Source organism: Klebsiella planticola ATCC 33531 (genome assembly GCF_000735435.1).
GTDB classification, from domain to species: domain Bacteria; phylum Pseudomonadota; class Gammaproteobacteria; order Enterobacterales; family Enterobacteriaceae; genus Klebsiella; species Klebsiella planticola.
Map to the genome: position 1 here is coordinate 25,364 of NZ_JMPP01000006.1, position 22,674 is coordinate 48,037.

At 57.4% G+C, this 22,674-nt stretch carries 22 protein-coding genes; 16 read left to right on the forward strand and 6 right to left on the reverse strand.

Annotated elements, in window-relative coordinates; all coding sequences use genetic code 11:
- Positions 1-58 precede the first annotated feature (58 nt).
- The 3 genes from holC to GRPL_RS23450 all read left to right on the forward strand — a co-directional run bounded on the left by holC (position 59) and on the right by GRPL_RS23450 (position 3,981).
- Positions 59-502: a DNA polymerase III subunit chi gene (holC, locus tag GRPL_RS23460; protein ID WP_004857306.1), complete on the forward strand. Its 444-nt coding sequence runs from the start codon at positions 59-61 to the stop codon at positions 500-502.
- Positions 502-3,357, forward strand: a complete 2,856-nt coding sequence (locus GRPL_RS23455) for a valine--tRNA ligase (protein WP_032698303.1) — start codon at positions 502-504, stop codon at positions 3,355-3,357. The genes holC and GRPL_RS23455 overlap by 1 nt, the downstream gene beginning before the upstream one ends.
- 120 nt (positions 3,358-3,477) lie before the next feature.
- Positions 3,478-3,981 carry a GNAT family N-acetyltransferase gene (locus GRPL_RS23450; protein ID WP_032689769.1) on the forward strand — a complete coding sequence of 168 codons (504 nt, stop codon included), beginning with the start codon at positions 3,478-3,480 and terminating at the stop codon, positions 3,979-3,981.
- Positions 3,982-4,113: 132 nt separating this feature from the next.
- On the opposite strand, the gene miaE is transcribed toward GRPL_RS23450, so the two are convergent.
- Positions 4,114-4,881: a tRNA isopentenyl-2-thiomethyl-A-37 hydroxylase MiaE gene (miaE, locus tag GRPL_RS23445; protein WP_032689770.1), complete on the reverse strand. Its 768-nt coding sequence runs from the start codon at positions 4,879-4,881 to the stop codon at positions 4,114-4,116.
- A gap of 173 nt (positions 4,882-5,054) precedes the next feature.
- Positions 5,055-5,480 carry a ribonuclease E inhibitor RraB gene (gene rraB, locus GRPL_RS23440; protein WP_004857292.1) on the reverse strand — a complete coding sequence of 142 codons (426 nt, stop codon included), beginning with the start codon at positions 5,478-5,480 and terminating at the stop codon, positions 5,055-5,057.
- A 98-nt stretch (positions 5,481-5,578) separates the two neighbouring features.
- On the opposite strand from rraB, the gene argL reads away from it, so the two are divergent.
- Complete coding sequence (gene argL / locus GRPL_RS28540; protein WP_371033352.1) at positions 5,579-5,674, forward strand: putative translational regulatory protein ArgL; 96 nt, start codon at positions 5,579-5,581, stop codon at positions 5,672-5,674.
- Positions 5,644-6,648 (forward strand): ornithine carbamoyltransferase, encoded by a 1,005-nt coding sequence (argF, locus tag GRPL_RS23435; RefSeq protein WP_032689771.1) that lies wholly within the window; start codon positions 5,644-5,646, stop codon positions 6,646-6,648. Before argL ends, argF begins: the two co-directional genes overlap by 31 nt.
- A 110-nt stretch (positions 6,649-6,758) precedes the next feature.
- On the opposite strand, the gene GRPL_RS23430 is transcribed toward argF, so the two are convergent.
- Positions 6,759-7,214 carry a NanQ anomerase/TabA/YiaL family protein gene (locus tag GRPL_RS23430; protein ID WP_032698304.1) on the reverse strand — a complete coding sequence of 152 codons (456 nt, stop codon included), beginning with the start codon at positions 7,212-7,214 and terminating at the stop codon, positions 6,759-6,761.
- Positions 7,215-7,407: 193 nt separating this feature from the next.
- Between GRPL_RS23430 and GRPL_RS26430 the strand changes: the two genes are divergently transcribed.
- The 5 genes from GRPL_RS26430 to ridA all read left to right on the forward strand — a co-directional run bounded on the left by GRPL_RS26430 (position 7,408) and on the right by ridA (position 9,513).
- Positions 7,408-7,512: a pyrBI operon leader peptide gene (locus tag GRPL_RS26430; protein WP_015585298.1), complete on the forward strand. Its 105-nt coding sequence runs from the start codon at positions 7,408-7,410 to the stop codon at positions 7,510-7,512.
- Complete coding sequence (locus GRPL_RS28425; protein ID WP_112150686.1) at positions 7,487-7,546, forward strand: pyrBI operon leader peptide; 60 nt, start codon at positions 7,487-7,489, stop codon at positions 7,544-7,546. Before GRPL_RS26430 ends, GRPL_RS28425 begins: the two co-directional genes overlap by 26 nt.
- Before the next feature lie 2 nt (positions 7,547-7,548).
- Entirely contained in the window at positions 7,549-8,484 is a 936-nt protein-coding gene (gene pyrB, locus GRPL_RS23425; RefSeq protein ID WP_032689773.1) for an aspartate carbamoyltransferase, read from the forward strand.
- Positions 8,485-8,496: 12 nt separating this feature from the next.
- Positions 8,497-8,958 carry an aspartate carbamoyltransferase regulatory subunit gene (gene pyrI / locus GRPL_RS23420; protein ID WP_004857283.1) on the forward strand — a complete coding sequence of 154 codons (462 nt, stop codon included), beginning with the start codon at positions 8,497-8,499 and terminating at the stop codon, positions 8,956-8,958.
- Positions 8,959-9,126: 168 nt separating this feature from the next.
- Positions 9,127-9,513 carry a 2-iminobutanoate/2-iminopropanoate deaminase gene (gene ridA / locus GRPL_RS23415; protein ID WP_032689775.1) on the forward strand — a complete coding sequence of 129 codons (387 nt, stop codon included), beginning with the start codon at positions 9,127-9,129 and terminating at the stop codon, positions 9,511-9,513.
- Between the two features lie 56 nt (positions 9,514-9,569).
- On the opposite strand, the gene GRPL_RS23410 is transcribed toward ridA, so the two are convergent.
- The 3 genes from GRPL_RS23410 to mgtL form a co-directional block, all read right to left on the reverse strand.
- A complete protein-coding gene (locus GRPL_RS23410) occupies positions 9,570-11,963 on the reverse strand; it encodes a beta-N-acetylhexosaminidase (RefSeq protein ID WP_032698305.1) in 2,394 nt (797 codons plus the stop codon).
- A 167-nt stretch (positions 11,964-12,130) separates the two neighbouring features.
- Complete coding sequence (mgtA, locus tag GRPL_RS23405; RefSeq protein ID WP_032698306.1) at positions 12,131-14,839, reverse strand: magnesium-translocating P-type ATPase; 2,709 nt, start codon at positions 14,837-14,839, stop codon at positions 12,131-12,133.
- 145 nt (positions 14,840-14,984) lie between these two features.
- Positions 14,985-15,038 carry a mgtA regulatory leader peptide MgtL gene (gene mgtL, locus GRPL_RS28475; RefSeq protein WP_155417144.1) on the reverse strand — a complete coding sequence of 18 codons (54 nt, stop codon included), beginning with the start codon at positions 15,036-15,038 and terminating at the stop codon, positions 14,985-14,987.
- A gap of 179 nt (positions 15,039-15,217) precedes the next feature.
- On the opposite strand from mgtL, the gene treR reads away from it, so the two are divergent.
- The 6 genes from treR (at position 15,218) to nrdG (ending at position 22,671) form a co-directional block, all read left to right on the forward strand.
- Positions 15,218-16,165, forward strand: a complete 948-nt coding sequence (gene treR, locus GRPL_RS23400; protein ID WP_032697178.1) for a trehalose operon repressor TreR — start codon at positions 15,218-15,220, stop codon at positions 16,163-16,165.
- A gap of 129 nt (positions 16,166-16,294) precedes the next feature.
- The gene (gene treB / locus GRPL_RS23395) at positions 16,295-17,713 is read left to right on the forward strand and encodes a PTS trehalose transporter subunit IIBC (RefSeq protein ID WP_032689779.1); all 1,419 of its coding nucleotides are present in this window, start codon (positions 16,295-16,297) and stop codon (positions 17,711-17,713) included.
- A gap of 51 nt (positions 17,714-17,764) precedes the next feature.
- Positions 17,765-19,420, forward strand: coding sequence for an alpha,alpha-phosphotrehalase (gene treC, locus GRPL_RS23390; RefSeq protein ID WP_032698308.1), 1,656 nt, complete (start codon positions 17,765-17,767; stop codon positions 19,418-19,420).
- Positions 19,405-19,545: a hypothetical protein gene (locus GRPL_RS27685; RefSeq protein ID WP_155274620.1), complete on the forward strand. Its 141-nt coding sequence runs from the start codon at positions 19,405-19,407 to the stop codon at positions 19,543-19,545. Before treC ends, GRPL_RS27685 begins: the two co-directional genes overlap by 16 nt.
- Positions 19,546-19,911: 366 nt before the next feature.
- Positions 19,912-22,047, forward strand: a complete 2,136-nt coding sequence (gene nrdD, locus GRPL_RS23385) for an anaerobic ribonucleoside-triphosphate reductase (RefSeq protein ID WP_032698309.1) — start codon at positions 19,912-19,914, stop codon at positions 22,045-22,047.
- Positions 22,048-22,206: 159 nt separating this feature from the next.
- Positions 22,207-22,671, forward strand: coding sequence for an anaerobic ribonucleoside-triphosphate reductase-activating protein (gene nrdG, locus GRPL_RS23380; protein ID WP_032689783.1), 465 nt, complete (start codon positions 22,207-22,209; stop codon positions 22,669-22,671).
- Positions 22,672-22,674 lie beyond the last annotated feature (3 nt).

Here is a 22,674-nt window from a genome sequence, read left to right on the forward strand (position 1 = left end):
GGGTCAGCGCAGCGCCGCCCGGCTTAAGCATTTAAAGTCACCACAAGAAGCCCCATATATGAAAAACGCAACGTTCTACCTTCTGGACAACGACACACAACAAGACGGTTTAAGCGCCGTTGAACAACTGGTGTGTGACATTGCCGCAGAACGTTGGCGTAGCGGCAAACGCGTGCTTATCGCCTGTGAAGACGAACAGCAGGCCATCCGTCTGGATGAAGCGCTGTGGGCCCGCCCTCCGGAAAGCTTTGTCCCACATAATCTGGCGGGAGAAGGTCCCAGAGGCGGAGCGCCGGTGGAGATCGCCTGGCCGCAAAAGCGCAACAGCAGCCCGCGGGATATTCTGATCAGTCTGCGGCTAAACTTTGCAGATTTTGCCACCGCTTTCACAGAAGTGATAGACTTTGTCCCTTACGAAGATTCTCTGAAACAACTGGCGCGCGAACGCTACAAAGCGTACCGCATGGCTGGTTTCAACCTGAATACGGCAACCTGGAAATAATGGAAAAGACATACAACCCACAAGATATCGAACAGCCGCTCTACGAGCATTGGGAAAAGCAGGGCTATTTCAAACCGAATGGTGATGAAAGCCAGGAGAGCTTCTGCATCATGATCCCGCCGCCGAACGTCACCGGCAGTTTGCATATGGGTCATGCCTTCCAGCAAACCATCATGGATACCATGATTCGCTACCAGCGCATGCAGGGTAAAAATACTCTGTGGCAGGCCGGTACCGACCACGCGGGTATCGCGACCCAGATGGTGGTTGAGCGTAAGATTGCCGCAGAAGAAGGGAAAACTCGCCACGACTACGGTCGCGATGCCTTTATCGATAAAATCTGGCAGTGGAAAGCGGAATCCGGCGGTACCATTACCCGTCAGATGCGTCGCCTGGGCAACTCCGTGGACTGGGAGCGCGAGCGCTTCACCATGGATGAAGGCCTCTCCAACGCCGTAAAAGAAGTCTTTGTTCGTCTGTACAAAGAAGACCTGATTTACCGCGGCAAGCGCCTGGTTAACTGGGACCCGAAACTGCGTACCGCTATCTCCGATCTGGAAGTGGAAAACCGCGAGTCTAAAGGCTCCATGTGGCACATCCGCTACCCGCTGGCCGACGGCGCGAAAACCGCCGACGGGAAAGATTACCTGGTTGTCGCGACCACCCGTCCGGAAACCCTGCTGGGCGACACCGGCGTGGCCGTTAACCCGGAAGACCCGCGTTACAAAGACCTGATCGGCAAATTCGTGATTCTGCCGCTGGTTGACCGCCGCATTCCGATCGTCGGCGACGAACACGCCGACATGGAAAAAGGCACCGGCTGCGTGAAAATCACCCCGGCGCACGACTTTAACGACTATGAAGTCGGGAAACGTCACGCCCTGCCGATGATCAATATCCTGACCTTTGACGGCGACATCCGCGAAAGCGCGCAGGTGTACGACACCAAAGGCGAAGAGTCCGCGGTTTACTCCGCAGAGATCCCGGCTGAATTCCAGAATCTGGAGCGTTTCGCTGCACGTAAAGCCGTTGTGGCGGCCATCGATGCGCTCGGCCTGCTCGAAGAGATTAAACCTCACGATCTGACCGTGCCGTACGGCGACCGTGGCGGCGTGGTGATCGAGCCGATGCTGACCGACCAGTGGTACGTGCGTGCCGACGTGCTGGCGAAGCCTGCCGTAGAAGCGGTTGAAAACGGCGACATTCAGTTCGTGCCGAAGCAGTACGAAAACATGTACTTCTCCTGGATGCGCGATATTCAGGACTGGTGTATCTCCCGTCAGCTGTGGTGGGGTCACCGTATCCCGGCGTGGTATGACAACGAAGGCAACGTTTACGTTGGCCGTACCGAAGACGAAGTGCGTCAGGAGAATCACCTCTCCGCCGACGTTGCGCTGCGTCAGGACGAAGACGTTCTGGATACCTGGTTCTCCTCCGCGCTGTGGACCTTCTCCACCCTCGGCTGGCCGGAAAACACCGACGCGCTGCGTCAGTTCCACCCTACCAGCGTGATGGTCTCCGGTTTCGATATCATTTTCTTCTGGATTGCCCGCATGATCATGATGACCATGCACTTCATCAAAGATGAAAACGGCAAGCCGCAGGTACCGTTCCATACCGTCTACATGACCGGTCTGATTCGTGACGACGAAGGGCAGAAGATGTCCAAATCCAAGGGCAACGTCATTGACCCGCTGGATATGGTTGACGGCATCTCCCTGCCAGAGCTGCTGGAGAAACGCACCGGCAACATGATGCAGCCGCAGCTGGCGGAGAAAATCGCCAAACGCACCGAGAAACAGTTCCCGAACGGTATTGAGCCGCACGGCACCGACGCCCTGCGCTTCACCCTGGCGGCGCTGGCCTCCACCGGCCGCGACATCAACTGGGATATGAAGCGTCTGGAAGGTTACCGTAACTTCTGTAACAAGCTGTGGAACGCCAGCCGCTTCGTGCTGATGAATACCGAAGGTCAGGACTGCGGCTTCAACGGCGGCGAGAAAGTGCTGTCGCTGGCGGACCGTTGGATCCTTGCCGAATTCAACCAGACCGTGAAAGCGTACCGTGAAGCGCTGGATAACTTCCGCTTCGACATCGCCGCGGGCATCCTGTATGAGTTCACCTGGAACCAGTTCTGCGACTGGTATCTGGAGCTGACCAAACCGGTGATGACCGGCGGCTCTGAAGCTGAGCTGCGCGGTACGCGCCATACCCTGGTGACCGTGCTGGAAGGTCTGCTGCGTCTGGCGCACCCGATCATTCCGTTCATCACTGAAACCATCTGGCAGCGGGTGAAAACCATCGTCGGTATCGATGCGGACACCATCATGCTGCAGCCGTTCCCGGCTTACGATGCGGCGCAGGTTGATGAAGCGGCGCTGGCCGATACCGAATGGCTGAAGCAGGCGATCGTCGCGGTGCGTAATATCCGTGCGGAAATGAACATCGCCCCGGGCAAACCGCTCGAACTGCTGCTGCGCGGTTGCAGCGCTGACGCTCAGCGTCGCGTGACCGACAACCAGAGCTTCCTGCAGTCCATGGCGCGTCTGGAAAGCATTACCGTACTGCCAGCCGATGACAAAGGTCCGGTTTCCGTCACCAAAATCATCGACGGCGCCGAGCTGCTGATCCCGATGGCGGGTCTCATCAACAAAGAAGATGAGCTGGCGCGTCTGGCGAAAGAAGTGGCGAAGATCGACGGTGAAATCAGCCGCATCGAAAGCAAACTGGCCAACGAAGGCTTTGTCGCTCGCGCACCGGAAGCGGTGATCGCCAAAGAGCGTGAGAAGCTGGACGGTTATGCCGAAGCGAAAAGCAAACTGATCGAACAGCAGGCGGTCATCGCCGCGCTGTAATCCTCCCGCCCCTTGCCGGCTCAGGCAAGGGGCGTTTTTATCCGCGATACCCGCTTGCGCTTCCCCCGCTCGCGATGTTATTAACAACACCATCCGTCATTTTTTGCTATGAGTCATCGTATGAATACGAGCGCGACCATTACGGCGTCGCTGCGCCGCATCACCGCTGAAGATAATGCAGCTATCGCCAACGTTATCCGCCAGGTTTCTGCGGAATACGGCCTGACGGCCGATAAAGGCTATACGGTCGCCGACCCTAACCTCGATGAGCTTTTTGAGCTCTACAGCCAGCCGGGCTCCGCCTATTGGGTGGTTGAACAGGAGGGTCAGGTGGTCGGCGGCGGCGGCATTGCCCCGCTGGCGCATAGCGAACCGGATATCTGCGAACTACAGAAAATGTATTTTATGACCTCTGCCCGTGGCCAGGGGCTGGCGAAAAAGCTGGCGCTGCTGGCGTTAGATTATGCCCGCGAGCAGGGTTTCAAACGCTGCTATCTGGAAACCACCGCCTTCCTGAAAGAAGCCGTCGGGCTGTATGAGCGCCTGGGCTTCGAACATATCGACGGGCCGCTTGGCTGCACCGGTCATGTCGATTGCGAAGTGCGGATGCTGAAAACGCTGTAACGGCTCGTCGCCGTCAGCCGCGGTTCCCCGGACGCGCGATAGTTACCGGGGCGACGGCTCTCCCTCCTCAGGTTACCCGGCGGTTTGGTAGCCCGGACAGGCGCGGAACGCACCGCTCCGGGGAAAGGCTCTTTACGCCGCAACCATCGGCACGCCGCTGTGGAAACGGAATTCGGCCTCCGGGGCGTTAATCAGCGCCGCCTCCGCCTCGCCAAGCTGGTGAATACGTTCGCTGATATCCTCTTCGGCAATCTGCTGCGCCAAATCCAGATAGTCCTGATAGTGCCGCGCTTCGGAGCGCAGCAGCGACAGATAGAACTTTTGCAGATCGTCATTCAGCCACGGCGCCAGCGCGGCAAAGCGCTCGCAGGAGCGCGCTTCAATGTAGGCGCCGCAAATCAGCTTATCGATCAGCATCACCGGTTCGTGGGAGCGCACCTCTCTGCGCAACCCGCGGGCATAATTACTGGCGGTGATTTTGACGTACGGGATGTCGTGGGCCTGCATCATTTCCCGCACCTGCCAGAAATGGTGCAGCTCTTCTTTAATCAGCAGTACCATGCTGTCCACCAGCTGACGGCTCCAGGGATCGTCGGTTTGCGGCATGGCGCTTTTATTAATTCGTTTATGCAGCGCGATGAAATCCGGCTCGGGCCCCCAGCGGTAGGTAAAGTCCTCATACGGCTTCAGGCAGGCCAGCAGCTCGTCGGCCCCTTGTTTATCAGCAACATATTTACGCACCAGCAGCAGCGCGTTTTGCGCCGCTTTTAGCTCGCAGACCATATGATCAGTCAGCAGCAGCGGGAGATTTTCCGGCTTACGGGCTTCATCGATCCACGCCTGTGGCGTTGGGCAGTGCAGGAAGTGACGTACGGGGGCGAGTATTTGCGGGTAGTCCATTGAGGTTCCTTGCTATACGGTAACGGCTGCCGGCCGTTATCGCATCCAAACAGACACAATTATTGTTCAGGGTATAACGAGACGAAAACCCCGACAACATAGAGAACGATGTCGCCGGGGTTCCTGTGCGTAGCCAGCAAAGACGCGGCCTGAAGGATGACGTGCAGATTTACTTAGTGGCGAACGCCGTCATCGTCTTCATCGACGAGATCGTCGTCATCTTCTTCATCGCCCTCTTCACCGTTCGGGTCTTCATAGTAAGTGCCCCAACCGTCATATTCGACGCCGAATTTTTCCGCCAGCGTCATCAGTTGCTCAACCTGGGCATCAATCAGCTCCACCTTCAGGGCGCTTTCGCTCAGGATGTCACAGCAGATAACCACTTCGCCTTCTTCCACTTCCAGCTCTTCCGGCTCGGTCACTTCGTAACCCAGCTTGAAGGCCTCGACAGCCACTTTCTCCAGCGTTTCAAAATCGTCGGCAGAGAGATGGTGTTCAATGGTGTACAGCGCGTCCGGATCGCTGCCGTCTTCGAGCAGCTCTTCGATAATCAGACGCGTTTCTTCACGCTGTTCTTCCAGTAGTTCCGGGTTTGCCATGGCTCGTTCCTCATAATGTGCGGCAGATACTTCTATTGTCACATACCGCCGTGATTGCCTCCACCTTTGTGCGAAAGATTTGTGTCACGGGGTTGCAAATGAATATTCATACATATAAATTGAATTTTAATTCAATAAGGGGCTTAAGCCATGTGAGGGAATCATGTCCGCGTTTTACCAGAAGCATTTTTTAAAGTTACTCGATTTTACCCCTGCGGAAATCACCGCCCTGCTGAAGCTGGCGGCCAGACTAAAAACCGATAAAAAAAACGGTATTGAAATCCAGCATCTGGCTGGAAAAAACATCGCGCTCATCTTCGAAAAAGACTCTACCCGGACACGATGCTCTTTCGAAGTTGCCGCATTTGATCAGGGTGCCCGCGTCACTTATCTCGGGCCAAGCGGCAGCCAGATCGGCCATAAAGAATCCATTAAAGATACCGCCCGCGTGCTGGGCCGGATGTATGACGGTATTCAGTACCGCGGCCATGGTCAGGAAGTGGTCGAAACCCTTGCCGAATATGCCGGTGTTCCGGTATGGAACGGCCTGACCAACGAGTTTCATCCTACCCAGCTGCTGGCGGATCTCTTGACCATGCAGGAGCATCTACCGGGGAAAACCTTTAACGAAATGACCCTGGTGTATGCAGGCGACGCCCGCAACAACATGGGTAACTCCATGCTCGAAGCCGCGGCCTTGACCGGCCTGGATCTGCGCCTGGTGGCTCCGAAGGCCTGCTGGCCCGAAGAGAATCTGGTGGCGGAATGCCGGGCGCTGGCGCAGAAACACGGCGGCAACATCACGCTGACCGAAGATATCGCGGCGGGTGTGAAAGGGGCCGACTTTATCTACACCGACGTGTGGGTCTCGATGGGCGAAGCCAAAGAGAAATGGGCGGAGCGCATTGCGTTACTGCGCGCTTATCAGGTGAATAGCGACATGATGGCGCTGACCGGTAATCCGCAGGTGAAATTTCTGCACTGTCTGCCCGCGTTCCATGACGATCAAACGACCCTTGGTCAACAGATGGCGGCGGAATACGGCCTGCATGGCGGCATGGAAGTGACTGACGAGGTCTTTGAGTCGCCGGCAAGCATCGTCTTCGATCAGGCGGAAAACCGGATGCACACCATCAAAGCGGTGATGGTGGCGACGCTGAGTAAATAGTCGTTCTCTCGCGGGATGTTCCTGGATTGCGCGACGCTTATCCGGGCAACCAGACTTATCCGGGCTACCTCCCCGTAGCCCCGGTAAGCGTCGCGCCACCCGGGGATTTTTTACGCCATCAGGATCTTCACTACCGCCTTACGCACTTTGGCCGGTTCGCCCACGGTACACAGCGGCTTATGCACTTCTCCCGGGTAAAAGACCACAAAATCGCCCTCGTTCAGAATGACGGTTTGCTCCTGTTCGCCGGCCGACAGAAACGCAATATCTCTCTCCGCCAGCCAGTCGATGTCCGGGGTGCCAGCGGCAGGGCGGGTGCTGAAGGTCATGGCCTCCTGGCCGCGCAGCACAATCTGGATATCCAGATAGCGCGCATGGTATTCCGCGCGGCGGGCGGCAAGAGGTTCGGTCGTATCTTCCGAAATCATATAAAACACGTTGCTACCGTCAATATCGTATTTGCCGGGCGGCGTCTCTTCGCTCACGTGGGCTTTAACGTGCTCAATCGCCTGACGCAACGCGTCCGGCAGCCAGGCCTGCAGATGATGAATGTGACCAACGATCATAGAACCTCTCAAAGATAAAACAGCTTTTCATTTTTGTTTTTATACGCCCCTTCACACTGCCATACCACCTCTTTTTTACGGTTTTTTGCGCTGGCGCAGCCTTATCGAAGCAATCGTTTTCTTGTTTGTGTACTAATCGCTTGATCCGAAATTTGAGCTGCGTATAATGCCGGTCGATTTGCCGGGAGGAAGCATGGTCTACTGCGTACGACATTCTGTCTTACCGCGTCTGAACACAGGCGCTGGCGTAGCGTTTTTCTTTCCGTTGCTCAATGAATTCTCGAAGCCCCTTATTTAAGGGGCTTTTTTTTTGCCCAGGCGTCAGGAGATAAACATGGCTAACCCGCTATATCAAAAACATATCATTTCCATAAACGATCTCAGCCGAGAAGACCTCGAACTGGTCCTGGCGACCGCTGCAAAACTGAAAGCGAACCCACAGCCGGAACTGCTGAAGCATAAGGTTATCGCCAGCTGTTTCTTTGAAGCCTCCACCCGTACCCGTCTGTCGTTTGAAACCTCGATGCACCGCCTCGGCGCCAGCGTGGTGGGCTTCTCCGACAGCAGCAACACCTCGCTGGGCAAAAAAGGCGAAACCCTGGCCGACACCATTTCGGTGATCAGCACCTACGTCGACGCCATCGTGATGCGTCACCCGCAGGAAGGGGCTTCGCGTCTGGCGACCGAGTTTTCCGGCGGTATCCCGGTCCTTAACGCCGGCGATGGCGCTAACCAGCACCCGACGCAGACCCTGCTGGATCTCTTCACCATCCAGGAAACTCAGGGCCGTCTGGAAAACCTCAACGTCGCGATGGTCGGTGACCTCAAATATGGCCGCACCGTCCATTCGCTGACCCAGGCGCTGGCGAAATTTAACGGCAACCGCTTCTACTTTATCGCCCCGGATGCGCTGGCGATGCCGCAGTACATCCTCGATATGCTGGATGAGAAAGGGATTGCCTGGAGCGTGCACAGCGCCATTGATGAAGTGATGGGGGAGCTGGATATTCTGTACATGACCCGCGTCCAGAAAGAGCGTCTTGACCCGTCGGAATACGCCAACGTCAAAGCGCAGTTTGTCCTGCGCGCCGCCGACCTCGAAGGCGCCCGTCACAATATGAAAGTGCTGCACCCGCTGCCGCGCATTGATGAAATCACCACCGATGTCGATAAAACGCCGCACGCCTGGTACTTCCAGCAGGCCGGCAACGGCATCTTCGCACGCCAGGCGTTACTGGCACTGGTACTGAATAGCGAGCTGGCTCTGTAAGGGGAAACGACCATGACACACGATAATAAACTGCAGGTAGAAGCCATTAAACGTGGCACCGTTATCGACCACATCCCTGCGCAGGTGGGCTTTAAACTGCTGACGTTGTTCAAACTGACCGAAACGGATCAGCGTATCACCATCGGCCTGAACCTGCCGTCAGGTGAAATGGGCCGCAAGGACCTGGTAAAAATTGAGAATACCTTCCTCACCGACGAGCAGGTAAACCAGCTGGCGCTGTATGCCCCGCATGCCACGGTCAACCGCATCGATGATTATGAAGTGGTCGGTAAGTCACGCCCGAATCTGCCGGATCGGATTAACAGCGTGCTGGTCTGCCCGAACAGCAACTGTATCAGCCACGCTGAGCCGGTTTCCTCCAGCTTTGCAGTGAAAAAGCGGGAAAACGATATCGCGCTGAAGTGCAAATATTGTGAAAAAGAGTTTTCGCATTATGTGGTTCTGGCCAACTAATTGAGGTTGGTATTGGCAACCCGGCTCCCTATAATGGCCGGGTTCCCTACGCGCTATCCTTCAAGCTGCTTCTTTGTCGGCCGTGCGGGCGGTTCGCCCCGTGCCGCGTCGATGCAACTCGAAGGATTTTGCGTCACTACTTAATAATGCTGTTATTCAGGAGAACTCATGTCTAAAACTATCGCGACGGAAAATGCACCAGCAGCAATCGGCCCGTATGTTCAGGGTGTTGATCTGGGCAGCATGATCATCACTTCCGGCCAGATCCCCGTCGATCCGAAAACCGGTAGCGTGCCGGAAGATGTCGCCGCGCAGGCGCGTCAGTCTCTGGACAACGTCAAAGCTATCGTTGAAGCCGCAGGCCTGAAAGTCGGCGACATTGTTAAAACCACCGTATTCGTTAAAGATCTCAACGACTTCGCCACCGTGAATGCCGCTTATGAAGCGTTTTTCAGCGAGCATAATGCGACCTTCCCGGCACGTTCCTGTGTGGAAGTGGCTCGCCTGCCGAAAGATGTGAAAATCGAGATCGAAGCGATCGCGATTCGTCGCTAAGCCTCGCATCCCCTCACCCATGCGCCTTTATCGCTGCGCCGGGTGAGGGAGTTTCACTACTCGACCTTCGTCGCCCGCAGCAGTTTCTCCAGCGGATACACCGCCGCAATCACCAGCTCATCCTGGGTTTTCGCCGCCTCGTCGAGCTGCGCCTGAACCGACGCATACTCTTTATCATCCAGCGTTCCCTGACGCGCCACCAGATCGGTCAACCGTATCCCCAGCGTCGCCAGCTTATCCACCTGCGCCACCACCGGCTTTATCGCCGCCAGCTGATAGCTGTTTTCCGTCAGCGCCTGCGCATCGGCGATATTATTTTGCCAGAGGGTAAAAATATGGCGCAGCGCATCCGCGCTTTCGCTGTCTTCAGCATCGCTGATCAAGCGCGCCGCCCAACGATCGAGGCTGCGCACGGTGGCGCTTTCCGCCGGTAGCGCATCGGCCAGACGGTTCAGCGGCTCAAACAGATGATAATGATTAGCCTGAAATTTCAGATGCTGGCGGGTGTAGTAGTGCGCCGGCTCCAGCGCCTGAGCGAGAATTTGCAGCGGCAGGGTGCTGCTGCCGTTGGCTAAGCGCGTGAACTGCACCAGCTGCTGGGTATGTTGCTGCAGGCCAACGGACACCGTAGACCAGCTGTCCATCGCCTGGAGCCGCTGATACATGTTATCGCTGTCGTTGACATCCTGCGCCGACCACAGCCGCTCCGCCACCGCAAAGGCCCGCGGCCAGAGTTTAATATCCAGCACCGGCGCCGCCACGTTTTCCGCCCACAGCGCCGCCTCACCGCCGAGCAGGTTTTTCTGCTGGTCCGTATCCGGGACCACCGGCGGCGTGCCCTGGGGCACCGCTTCCAGCTTTTTCCCGCTGACCGGATAGCGGGTGTTGCCCAGCAGGAAATAGCCGCCCAGCTTATCGTCGTTCACGCTCAGCACCGGTCGGGTTTCCCCCATCCAGGTGTCGACCCGAAAGGTCAGCCGATCGTCGTCGCCCCATTCAATATCCTGCACCGCACGACGAGATTTGCCTTTGAAATCAATAAAACCGCGCCAGCCGCCTTCGCCTTTAACCAGTGTAAAGCTCCCCTCAACCGCGCTGCCCTTCAGCCGCGGCATCGAGAAGCTCCAGCTCTGCGCGCTGTCGTTATCACTTATCGTATCCACGCCGTTCAGCCCATGAGGCACAATTTCATTGCGATAGTGATAGGCGGTGTACTGCGGCTGGTCGAGATAGAAACCGGTGGAGAGGATCCCGCGATAGCCCTGTTTTGCCACCTCGCCCAGCGCATCCTGCCCCTGCCAGGACTGAATCAGAATGCTATTCGGCAGGTCCGGGTGATAAATTTCATCCCAGCCCACCATCTGCCGATGGTATTTTTCGAGGATCGCCTCCAGCCTGCGGTTGAAGTACGCCTGCAGCGCGTGGCTATCGGCCAGCCCCTTCTCGCGCATAAACGCCTGGATAGTCGGATTCGCTTTCCACTGACTGTCGTCAACCTCATCGCCGCCGATATGCAGATACGGGTCCGGGAAAATAGCCGCCAGCTCGCCGATCATCGCCTCGGCAAAGGCGTAGGTGGTCTCTTTGCTGGGATCGAGCACGGGTTTCAGTACGCCCCAATGACGCTCCATGTCGTAGGGCCCCGGAGCGCTCATCAGCTCCGGGTAGGCCACCGCAATCGCGGACGCGTGGCCGGGCATATCGATTTCCGGCACCACGCGAATGCCACGGTCCGCCGCGTAGCGCACCACCTCTTTCATCTGCGCCTGAGTATAAAACAGCCCGTCGCTGGCCTTCTGTTGCAGTTTCGGATACCGCGTGGAAGCGAAGCGCCAGCCCTGATCGTCGGTCAGATGCCAGTGGAAAACGTTCAGTTTAGCCGCCGCCATGCCGTCAATCTGGCGTTTAATAGCCTCCAGCGGTATGAAGTGGCGAGCGGAATCCAGCAGCAGCCCGCGCCACGGGAAGCGCGGCGCATCATCAATCGTGACGTAAGGAATCGCCGTATTTTCAGCGCCGTTGTGCATCAGCTGGAGCAGCGTTTCCATCCCGCGTAGCGCGCCAAACCGGGTATTCGCCTTGAGGGTAACGCCCTCGGCGGTCACCTTCAGCTGGTAGCTTTCATCACTGTCAGGGCGAGGAATCGCCGGCACTTTTTTGGCCACCACCACGTGAATTGTCGGCGTGTTAACCGGCGCCATTTGCGGTTGTAGCGTCCAGCCGGTCTGGCGGGCAATGCGCTCGCGCCAGCGGCCTACGGCGTCGCCGGGCACGTCGCCGGTCACGTTCAGCGTCAGCTGATGATTCAACACCAACGCGCCCGGCGACTGCGGGCGTTCGACGTGAGCCGGCCACGGCATCAGCGGCAGATCGCCGGCCGGAGCGGCATGTGCCATCGCGCCAAATAATAATCCGCTGGTCAGCAGGCCATAACGCACAGAGTTAAGCATGAGTTTTCCTTGTGATGACGGGCCAAAAAAAGCAAAACATTGGGTTAACATGCGCGCAAAAGAGCGTCAAGCAAAGGGGATGACGGGGTTCACAACTTTCTGAGATTTAAGAGAAATGCCAAAAAGACCGTCCTCCCTTGAGGGAGAACGGTCGGCACAAAGAGGGGTTATTGCCAGCCGTAGCGACGGCTGTAGAAGCCTTTTACCATCTGCGTCAGCGTCATGTAGCCTGCCAGAATAGCAATCAGCCACGGGAAGTAGCTCAGCGGCAGGGCCTGCAGCTGCAGATAGCCCGCCAGCGGCGAGAACGGCAGCGCGATACCAACCAGCATCACCACCAGCGTCATGGCAAACAGCGGCCACGCGGCGCGGCTCTGAACAAACGGAATGCGTCGCGTACGGATCATATGCACAATCAGCGTTTGCGACAGCAGCCCTTCAATAAACCAGCCCGACTGGAACAGCGTCTGGGCTTCCGGCACATTGGCCTGGAACACCCACCACATCAGGCAGAAGGTCAGGATATCGAAAATCGAGCTTATCGGGCCAAAGAAGACCATAAAGCGCCCCAGTTCCGAGGGGTTCCAGCGCTGCGGTTTTTGAATCTGCTCGTCGTCGACGTTATCAAACGGGATCGCCACCTGGGATACATCGTACAGCAGGTTCTGGATCAGCAAGTGCAGCGGCAGCATCGGCAGGAACGGCAGAAAGGCGCTCGCCACCAGCACGCTGAAGACGTTACCAAAGTTCGAACTGGCGGTCATTTTGATGTACTTCAGCATGTTGGCGAAAGTGCGGCGTCCTTCGATCACCCCCTCTTCCAGCACCATCAGGCTTTTTTCCAGCAGAATAATATCCGCCGCTTCACGCGCAATATCCACCGCGCCATCCACGGAGATACCGATATCCGCCGCGCGCAGCGCCGGCGCATCGTTGATGCCGTCGCCCATAAAGCCGACCACATGACCTTCGCGTTTAAGCAGCGTGACGATTCGCTCTTTATGTAACGGCGCAAGACGGGCAAACAGGGTCGTGCGTTTGGCCAGCGCCGCCAGCTCGTCATCGCTCATGCCTTCAATCTGGCTACCGGTGACGACCTCGCCGGCGTCCAGACCCACTTCATGGCACACTTTCGCCGCCACCAGCTCGCTATCGCCGGTGAGAATTTTGACGGTAATCCCGCTGGCCTTCAGCGCTTTCAGCGCCGGGGCGGTGGTCTCTTTCGGCGGGTCGAGGAAGGCGATGTAGCCTTCAAGGATCAGATCGGACTCGTCAATGCGCTGATAGTCGCCTTCGCGGGCGGGCAGATATTTGGTCGCCACCGCCACCACGCGCAGCCCCTGGCGATTCAGGGTATCGGTGACGCGTTTGATACGGCGCAGCATGGTGTCGTCCAGCGGCACGATTTCACCGTTATGCCGCACCTGAGTCGAGACGTTCAGGATCTCCTGTAGCGCGCCTTTGCAGATCAGCTGATGCACGCCATCCTGTTCACTCACCACCACCGACATACGGCGACGTTCGAAGTCGAACGGAATTTCATCGACTTTCTGCCAGCGTTCAGAAAGCTGGCGCGCCGCATCCAGATCTACGCCTTCCAGCACCGCCTTATCGAGCAGGTTTTTCAACCCGGTCTGATAGTGGCTGTTCAGCCATGCGCAATGCAGAACCCGCTCGCTGACCTTACCGGAAATATCAGTATGGTTTTCCAGCACGATTTTATCCTGAGTCAGGGTGCCGGTTTTATCCGTGCACAGGATGTCCATCGCGCCAAAGTTCTGAATCGCGTCGAGGTGCTTCACAATGACTTTCTGTTTCGACAGCTTCACCGCCCCGCGCGCCAGGGTCGAGGTGACAATCATCGGCAACATCTCCGGCGTCAGGCCTACCGCCACCGAAAGGGCAAACAGCGCCGCTTCCCACCAGTCGCCTTTGGTGTAGCCGTTAATCAGCAGCACCACCGGCGCCATCACCAGCATAAAGCGGATCAACAGCATGCTGACGCGGCTGATACCTTTCTGGAAAGCATTGGGTTCGCTCTCCTGCTCGCTAACCCGCCCGGCCAACTGACCAAACCAGGTGTTGCCGCCGGTGGCGAAGACCATCGCCTGCGCCGACCCGCTCACCACGTTGGTGCCCATAAAGCACAGGGTATCGCACTCAAGCGGGTTGCTCTGCTGCGGGTCGCGGCTGCGGGCCACTTTTTCCACCGGCAGCGATTCACCGGTCAGCGATGCCTGGGCCACGAACAGATCCCGTGCCTGAAGAATACGCAGGTCCGCCGGGATCATATCCCCGGCCGACAGCTTCACGATATCGCCCGGCACCAGGCGGTCAATCGGCAGTTCGCACCAGCGGCTTTCGCCCTGTTCGTTGACCACCCGCAGCACCGTCGCGGTGTTGCTGACCATCGCCTTCAGCGCATCCGCCGCTTTGGTCGAGCGGGCTTCCTGAATGAAATTGAGCAGCGTGGAGATCCCCACCATCAGCGCAATCACGCCGGCAGCAAACAGGTCTTCCGTCGCATACGAGACGATACCCAGCACGGTCAGCAGCAGGTTGAACGGGTTGCGGTAGCAGGTCCAGAGGTGCACCCACCACGGCGCCGGTTTTTGCGCCGGAATTTGGTTATCGCCGTGGCGGGCAATTTTCTGCGCAACCTCGGCATCGTTAAGCCCTTCCGGGTGGCTTTCGAAGGCGCGCCAGATTTCATTTTCGTCCATCGCCGCCACGTTCAGGCAGTGCTTACCCAGCGAATCCGGAATCGGCGCGGTGGCCAGATTGCGGGCATCAGGTAACGGATCGCGCTGAACCAGTCGGCGCGGCAAATGGCGGCTGAGCTGTGCAAACAGCTGCCGGGTGATATTTTTCAGCATAAACAGTCCCTCCACGCTCTTACAAAAGAACGCGGCAAAACAGACAGGCACGATACAACCTTACCTGTCCGGTATTATTTTTTTATGGCAGGGACATCAAGGACGTCACTGCTTTACGCTTCCGGTAAAGCAGTGCTAAGCAGGCTTACCGGAAAAGGATATAACTCCATCGAGGATGAGGAGTGGGATCGGGGTCCATATAATCTCCGGTAAGTGAGTAAAAGCGGCGCGAGAGTACCGCGAACAACAGGCAATTTATAGCCACTGTCTTAATGATAACCCCGCGTAACTAAACAAGACGTAAACCAGACTTTGCTCATTGCGGTTTGGTTGAGTAGCATTAGGCTCACTTTTATCGGACCACGACGAGACCTCTGCATGCAAAACCGGCTGACCATCAAAGATATCGCGCGCTTAAGCGGCGTCGGGAAATCGACGGTATCCCGCGTGCTTAATAATGAAAGCGGCGTCAATGAGCGCACCCGTGAACGGGTCGAGGCGGTGATGCAGCAGCACGGCTTCTCGCCCTCCCGCTCAGCGCGGGCGATGCGGGGTCAAAGCGATAAAGTGGTCGCGATTATCGTCACCCGTCTTGACTCGCTGTCGGAAAACCTTGCCGTACAGACGATGCTGCCCGCCTTTTACGAGCAGGGTTACGATCCGATTATGATGGAAAGTCAGTTCTCTCCCGCGCTGGTCGGCGAGCACCTTGGGATCCTCGCCCGCCGCAATATCGACGGCGTGGTGCTGTTCGGCTTTACCGGCATTACCGAAGAGATGCTGACGCCGTGGCGGGAATCGATGGTGCTGCTGGCCCGCGACGCGCCGGGATTCGCCTCCGTCTGCTACGACGACAACGGCGCGGTGAACATGCTGATGCAGCGTCTGTACGATGGCGGCCATCGGCATATCAGCTTCCTCGGGGTACCGCATAGCGACGTCACTACCGGGCAGCGCCGCCATCAGGCCTACCTCAATTTTTGCGAGCAGCACCAGTTGACCCCGTCTGCCGCCCTGCCGGGACTGGCCATGAAACAGGGCTATGAAAATGTCGCCAGCGTGCTGACCCCCGATACCAGCGCGCTGCTGTGCGCGACCGATACCCTCGCCCTCGGCGCCAGCAAGTATTTGCAAGAGCAACGTATTGGACATCTGCAGGTCGCCAGCGTCGGCAGTACGCCGCTGATGAAGTTCCTCCATCCGGAAATCCTGACCGTGAATCCCGGTTACGCCGAGGCCGGTCGCCAGGCGGCCCAACAGCTGATCGCCCAGATCGGCGGCCAGGCAGAACCACGTCAAATCGTCATTCCCGCCGCGCTGATTTAAGCTCGTTTGTTGGATTTATGTGATCGTTGCTGCGTTTCGGGAACGTTCCCATTTTGAAAGTTGAACGGAGCGGTTAGGATTCGTCTCAGGTCATTACGCAATCTCTTCCCTCTGTTTTGAGGCCTCATAATGAGCAAAGTAAATCAGCAGGACATCGATAAATTAATCGAACTGGTCGGCGGGCGCGATAACATTGCGACCGTCAGTCACTGTATTACCCGTCTACGCTTTGTGCTGAACAATCCGGCCATCGCCAAACCAAAAGAAATTGAGCAGCTTCGCATGGTGAAAGGCTGCTTTACCAACGCCGGGCAGTTCCAGGTGGTGATCGGCACAGAAGTCGGCGATTACTACAAAGCCCTGCTGGCGACCACCGGCAAAGCGTCTGCCGATAAGGAACAGGCCAAGCAGGCGGCGCGGCAAAATATGAAGTGGCACGAGCAGCTGATCTCGCATTTTGCCGAGATCTTCTTCCCGCTGCTGCCGGCGCTGATCAGCGGCGGTCTGATCCTCGGTTTCCGTAACGTGATCGGCGATCTGCCGATGAGCAACGGGCAAACGCTGGCGCAAATGCACCCGTCGCTGAAAACCATTTATGACTTCCTGTGGCTGATTGGCGAAGCCATCTTCTTCTACCTGCCGGTGGGTATCTGCTGGTCAGCGGTGAAGAAAATGGGCGGCACGCCGATCCTCGGCATCGTGCTCGGCGTCACGCTGGTCTCTCCACAGCTGATGAATGCTTATATGCTGGGCCAGCAGGTGCCGGAAGTATGGAACTTCGGCCTGTTTACGATTGCGAAGGTCGGCTACCAGGCGCAGGTCATCCCGGCGCTGCTGGCGGGTCTGGCGCTCGGCTTTATCGAAACACGCCTGAAACGCATCGTGCCTGACTACCTCTATCTGGTGGTAGTGCCGGTCTGCTCCCTGATTCTGGCGGTGTTCCTCGCCCACGCCTTTATCGGTCCGTTTGGCCGCATGATCGGCGATGGCGTCGCCTTTGCCGTGCGCCACCTGATGACCGGTAGCTTCGCGCCGATTGGCGCCGCGCTGTTCGGCTTCCTCTACGCTCCATTGGTCATTACCGGGGTCCATCAGACCACGCTGGCTATCGATATGCAGATGATTCAAAGCATGGGCGGTACACCGGTATGGCCGCTGATTGCGCTGTCCAACATCGCTCAGGCTTCGGCAGTGGTCGGGATTATTATCGCCAGCCGCAAACAGAACGAACGTGAGATCTCGGTGCCGGCCGCTATCTCGGCCTACCTAGGGGTAACCGAACCGGCGATGTACGGGATCAACCTGAAATACCGCTTCCCGATGCTCTGCGCGATGATCGGCTCGGGTCTTGCCGGCTTGCTGTGCGGCCTGAATGGCGTCATGGCGAACGGGATCGGCGTCGGTGGGCTGCCGGGCATCCTCTCCATTCAACCGACTTACTGGCAGGTGTACGGTTTAGCAATGGTCATCGCGGTAGTGGTGCCGATTGTGCTCACCACCGTCGTTTATCAGCGTAAGTTCCGTCAGGGCACATTACAGATTGTCTGATTTTTTCTTCCGGGGCGCGCTGGCGCCCCTTCGTTGTAGCAGGAAAGCGATATGAATACCCTCCCCCACTGGTGGCAAAACGGCGTTATTTATCAAATTTATCCGAAGAGTTTCCAGGACACGACCGGCAGCGGTACCGGCGATCTGCGTGGGGTCACCTCGCGCCTCGACTATCTGCAAAAACTTGGCGTGGACGCCATCTGGCTGACGCCTTTCTACGTCTCTCCGCAGGTCGATAACGGCTACGATGTCGCGAACTATACCGCCATCGACCCCACTTACGGCACGCTGGATGATTTCGACGAACTGGTCGCTCAGGCGAAAGCCCGCGGGATCCGTATCGTGCTGGATATGGTTTTCAACCATACCTCTACCGCCCACGCCTGGTTCCGCGAGTCGTTGAATAAAGCGAGCCCGTACCGCCAGTTTTATATCTGGCGCGATAGCGAACCGACAACGCCGCCCAATAACTGGCGTTCGAAGTTTGGCGGCAACGCCTGGCAGTGGCACGCGGAGAGCGGACAGTACTACCTGCATCTGTTCGCCGCAGAGCAGGCGGATCTCAACTGGGAAAACCCGGCGGTCCGTGCGGAACTCAAAAAGGTGTGCGAGTTCTGGGCCGACCGCGGCGTCGACGGCCTGCGCCTCGATGTGGTCAACCTGATTTCGAAAGATCAAACCTTCCCGTCGGATACCCAGGGCGATGGCCGCCGTTTTTATACCGACGGTCCGCGGGTCCACGAGTTCCTGCAGGAGATGAGCCGCGATATCTTTACGCCGCGCAACCTGATGACGGTCGGCGAGATGTCCTCCACCTCGCTGGAACATTGCCAGCAATATGCCGCCCAGGACGGCCGCGAGCTGTCGATGACCTTTAACTTCCACCATCTGAAGGTGGACTATCCCGGCGGCGAAAAATGGACCCTTGCGCGCCCGGACTACGTGGCGCTGAAAGCGCTGTTCAGCCACTGGCAGCAGGGCATGCACAACCGGGCGTGGAATGCGCTGTTCTGGTGTAACCACGATCAGCCGCGCATCGTGTCGCGTTTTGGCGATGAAGGGGAATACCGGGTACCGGCGGCGAAAATGCTGGCGATGGTCCTGCACGGCATGCAGGGCACTCCCTACATTTATCAGGGCGAAGAGATTGGCATGACCAATCCGCACTTCTCGCAGATCGGCGATTATCGCGACGTCGAGAGTCACAACATGTTTATTGAGCGCTCGGTGCAGGGGCAGGCGCCCGATGAGCTGCTGGCGATTCTGGCGAGTAAATCGCGCGACAACAGCCGCACGCCGATGCAGTGGGACGCTCGCGACCAGGGCGGATTTACCGCCGGTGAACCGTGGATTGCGCTGTGCGATAACTATCGGACGATTAACGTCGAGGCGGCGCTGGCGGATGCGGATTCGGTCTTTTACACCTACCAGCGGCTGATTGCGCTGCGTAAAACCACGCCGGTTCTGACCTGGGGCGATTACCTGGACCTGCTGCCTGAGCATCCGTCGCTGTGGTGTTATCGCCGTCAGTGGCAGGGGAAAACGCTGGTCGTCGCGGCGAACCTGAGCCGCGAGTTCCAGAGCTGGCAGCCGGAGGAGGTGGACGGCGACTGGCAGGTATTGATGAGCAATTACGCGGAAGCGGCAAATCGCCCTGCCGCCATGACCCTGCGACCGTTTGAAGCAGTCTGGTGGCTGCAGGCGTAACCCCAGGAACGCTGCCTATAGCCGGGCTACGGGTTCGCAAACTTCGGCGAGCCGGTGGCCCGCAGCTGGCACGCTATGCCCTGCTGCTGCGCGTCGATCTGCGCCATGACCCCCTGATGGCCTGACGCATGGCATTTCCGGCCTGAATACTTCCCCCTTCAGGCCAATTTTTGCTTATTTTATAGTCAGATAAATTTACATAACTGCCAGCGCCCACCATCCGTACTCTCGTCTTTTTACTTTGTTCTGCGTCAATAAAATCGCAAACATCTTTGATGCAAATCACTACATATAGAACTTAGAATGCATCCCGGCCCTACATCTTGTATTAATCGTCTATTATGTCAGCACATCCCATCGTTCTGTGGCGGTGGTGGGATGTGGATAAAAAGGGCCGGAACCGACGCAAAACGGCGGCAGGTAAAGCCCCCGCGACGCCGGCGATACTTCCGCCTCTGTGGATAACCTGTTTTATAAAGTATGGAGTGATCATGACACCGCATGTGATGAAACGTGATGGCTGTAAAGTGCCGTTCAAATCTGAGCGCATTAAAGAAGCAATTCTGCGTGCAGCTAAAGCAGCGGGAGTCGATGACGCAGACTATTGCGCCACCGTCGCAGAAGTCGTTAGCCAGCAAATGCAGGGCCGTAGCCAGGTTGATATCAACGAGATTCAGACTGCCGTTGAGAACCAGCTGATGTCAGGGCCGTGGAAACAGCTGGCCCGGGCCTATATCGAATATCGCCACGACCGCGATATCGAGCGTGAAAAACGCGGCCGCCTGAACCAGGAAATTCGCGGTCTGGTTGAACAAACCAACTCGTCCCTGCTTAACGAAAATGCCAACAAAGACAGTAAAGTCATCCCGACCCAGCGCGACCTGCTGGCCGGTATCGTCGCCAAACATTACGCCCGTCAGCACCTGCTGCCGCGCGATGTGGTGCTTGCCCACGAGCGCGGTGAGATTCACTACCACGATCTCGACTATTCGCCGTTCTTCCCGATGTTCAACTGCATGCTGATCGATCTGAAAGGTATGCTGACGCACGGGTTTAAAATGGGCAACGCGGAGATTGAACCACCAAAATCGATCTCCACCGCCACGGCGGTAACGGCGCAGATTATCGCCCAGGTCGCCAGCCACATTTATGGCGGCACCACCATTAACCGCATCGATGAAGTGCTGGCGCCGTTCGTCACCGAAAGCTTCAAAAAGCACCGTAAAATCGCCGAAGAGTGGCAGATCCCTGATGCGGAAGGCTATGCCCGCTCGCGCACCGAGAAAGAGTGCTACGACGCCTTCCAGTCGCTGGAATACGAAGTCAATACGCTGCATACCGCCAACGGGCAGACGCCGTTCGTCACCTTTGGCTTTGGTCTCGGCACCAGCTGGGAATCCCGTCTGATTCAGCAGTCTATCCTGCGTAACCGCATCGCCGGGCTGGGCAAAAACCGCAAAACTGCGGTATTCCCGAAACTGGTGTTCGCCATTCGCGACGGCCTGAACCACAGGTTCGGCGACGCGAACTACGACATCAAGCAGCTGGCGCTGGAGTGCGCGAGCAAGCGTATGTACCCGGACATTCTCAACTACGATCAGGTGGTGAAAGTCACCGGTTCGTTTAAAACGCCAATGGGCTGCCGCAGCTTCCTCGGCGTCTATGAAGAAAATGGCGAGCAGATCCACGACGGCCGCAACAATATCGGCGTGATCAGCCTGAACCTGCCGCGCATTGCGCTGGAAGCGAAAGGGGATGAAGCGACGTTCTGGAAGCTGCTGGATAACCGTCTGGAGCTGGCTTACAAAGCGCTGATGACGCGTATTGCTCGCCTCGAAGGGGTGAAAGCGCGCGTGGCACCGATCCTGTACATGGAAGGCGCCTGCGGCGTACGCCTGAAGGCCGACGACGATGTATCAGAGATCTTTAAAAACGGTCGCGCCTCCATTTCGCTGGGCTATATCGGCATCCACGAAACCATCAACGCGCTGTCGGGTAATCAGCATATGTACGATAGCGACGCGCTGCGTGAAAAAGGCATCGCCATCGTCCGACGTCTGCGTGACGCCGTCGACCGCTGGAAAGAAGAGACCGGCTACGGCTTCAGCCTGTACAGCACGCCGAGCGAAAACCTCTGCGATCGCTTCTGCCGTCTTGATACCGCCGAATTTGGCGTCATTGAGGGCGTGACCGATAAGGGCTACTACACCAACAGCTTCCACCTCGATGTCGAGAAAAAGGTTAACCCGTACGACAAAATCGACTTCGAAGCGCCGTATCCGCCGCTGGCCAACGGGGGATTCATTTGCTACGGCGAATACCCGAATATCCAGCACAACCTGAAAGCGCTGGAAGATGTCTGGGATTACAGCTACCAGCATGTCCCCTATTACGGTACCAACACGCCGATCGATGAGTGCTATGAGTGCGGCTTTACCGGCGAGTTCGAATGTACCAGTAAAGGCTTTACCTGCCCGAAATGTGGCAACCACGATGCCGCCCGGGTGTCGGTCACCCGACGGGTCTGCGGCTATCTCGGCAGCCCGGACGCTCGTCCGTTCAACGCCGGCAAGCAGGAAGAGGTTAAACGCCGCGTTAAGCATTTGGGTAACGGGCAAATCGGTTAATTTCGACAGTATTATTGCCCGGCAATGCGACGCTTTTCGCACAGCAATTGGCGCCAGGACAAGGCGGCAAGCAAGCGAATCCCGGGGAGCTTACATCAGTAAGTGACCCGGGTAAGCGAGCGCAGCCAATGCAGTAATGGCGTCAATTGAGAAGCGAAAATGAATTACCATCAATACTATCCGGTAGACATCGTCAACGGCCCCGGCACCCGCTGCACCCTGTTCGTCTCAGGCTGCGTCCACGAATGCCCCGGCTGTTATAACAAGAGCACCTGGCGGCTCAACTCCGGGTTGCCATTCACCACCGGGATGGCCGATCGTATCATCGCCGACCTCAACGACACGCGGATCATACGCCAGGGGATCTCCCTTTCCGGCGGCGATCCCCTGCATCCGCAGAACGTGCCGGAGATCCTCGCCCTGGTGCGCCGCATCCTCGCCGAATGTCCCGGCAAGGATATCTGGGTCTGGACCGGTTATAAGCTCGACGAGCTGAACGACGCACAGCGGGAAGTGGTTGATCTGATTAACGTGCTGGTCGACGGCAAGTTTGTCGAGGATTTAAAAGATCCGGCGCTGATCTGGCGCGGCAGCAGCAATCAGGTCGTCCACCGCTTAAGATAGTGA

Coding starts and splice junctions, on each gene's coding strand:
- holC (WP_004857306.1), top strand. CDS start 59: ATGAAAAACGCAACGTTCTACCTTCTGGACAACGACACACAACAAGAC.
- GRPL_RS23455 (WP_032698303.1), top strand. CDS start 502: ATGGAAAAGACATACAACCCACAAGATATCGAACAGCCGCTCTACGAG.
- GRPL_RS23450 (WP_032689769.1), top strand. CDS start 3,478: ATGAATACGAGCGCGACCATTACGGCGTCGCTGCGCCGCATCACCGCT.
- miaE (WP_032689770.1), bottom strand. CDS start 4,881: ATGGACTACCCGCAAATACTCGCCCCCGTACGTCACTTCCTGCACTGC.
- rraB (WP_004857292.1), bottom strand. CDS start 5,480: ATGGCAAACCCGGAACTACTGGAAGAACAGCGTGAAGAAACGCGTCTG.
- argL (WP_371033352.1), top strand. CDS start 5,579: ATGAATATTCATACATATAAATTGAATTTTAATTCAATAAGGGGCTTA.
- argF (WP_032689771.1), top strand. CDS start 5,644: ATGTCCGCGTTTTACCAGAAGCATTTTTTAAAGTTACTCGATTTTACC.
- GRPL_RS23430 (WP_032698304.1), bottom strand. CDS start 7,214: ATGATCGTTGGTCACATTCATCATCTGCAGGCCTGGCTGCCGGACGCG.
- GRPL_RS26430 (WP_015585298.1), top strand. CDS start 7,408: ATGGTCTACTGCGTACGACATTCTGTCTTACCGCGTCTGAACACAGGC.
- pyrB (WP_032689773.1), top strand. CDS start 7,549: ATGGCTAACCCGCTATATCAAAAACATATCATTTCCATAAACGATCTC.
- pyrI (WP_004857283.1), top strand. CDS start 8,497: ATGACACACGATAATAAACTGCAGGTAGAAGCCATTAAACGTGGCACC.
- ridA (WP_032689775.1), top strand. CDS start 9,127: ATGTCTAAAACTATCGCGACGGAAAATGCACCAGCAGCAATCGGCCCG.
- GRPL_RS23410 (WP_032698305.1), bottom strand. CDS start 11,963: ATGCTTAACTCTGTGCGTTATGGCCTGCTGACCAGCGGATTATTATTT.
- mgtA (WP_032698306.1), bottom strand. CDS start 14,839: ATGCTGAAAAATATCACCCGGCAGCTGTTTGCACAGCTCAGCCGCCAT.
- treR (WP_032697178.1), top strand. CDS start 15,218: ATGCAAAACCGGCTGACCATCAAAGATATCGCGCGCTTAAGCGGCGTC.
- treB (WP_032689779.1), top strand. CDS start 16,295: ATGAGCAAAGTAAATCAGCAGGACATCGATAAATTAATCGAACTGGTC.
- treC (WP_032698308.1), top strand. CDS start 17,765: ATGAATACCCTCCCCCACTGGTGGCAAAACGGCGTTATTTATCAAATT.
- nrdD (WP_032698309.1), top strand. CDS start 19,912: ATGACACCGCATGTGATGAAACGTGATGGCTGTAAAGTGCCGTTCAAA.
- nrdG (WP_032689783.1), top strand. CDS start 22,207: ATGAATTACCATCAATACTATCCGGTAGACATCGTCAACGGCCCCGGC.